Here is a 406-nt window from a genome sequence, read left to right as displayed (position 1 = left end):
ACGGAAGCAAATATATATGGCTTATTATAATATACAGATAATTCATTTATTAAATATTTTGATTTAATATTATCAGTACAATCAAATATTATATCCTTATTAAATATTTTACTATTTATTTCTTTATATTTCTCTATATTTATATTATTATCTATTTCTTTTAATCTCTTTTCAATAGAATCTATTTTTAATTTCCCAATATCATCAATTATAAAATTTTGTCTATTTAGATTTTTTTCTTCTACAATATCAAAATCTACAATTGCCAAATTTTTTACACCAATTCTTACTAAAAATTCTGATAACCAGGAACCCAAACCTCCCAAACCAATAATTGCAACAGATGTTTCTTGTATTTTTTTATTTTTTTCAAATCCAAAAAATTTTATTTGAGAAATATACCTTG

At 20.2% G+C, this 406-nt stretch carries 1 protein-coding gene; it reads right to left on the bottom strand.

The window, feature by feature from the left end:
- Positions 1-406, bottom strand: a 406-nt coding sequence (locus tag LUA84_RS01385) for a HesA/MoeB/ThiF family protein (protein ID WP_231434538.1), incomplete at both ends; no start/stop codon positions are given.

This window comes from Candidatus Nanopusillus massiliensis, assembly GCF_920984865.1.
This window is presented reverse-complemented; position numbering and strand designations above follow the sequence as displayed.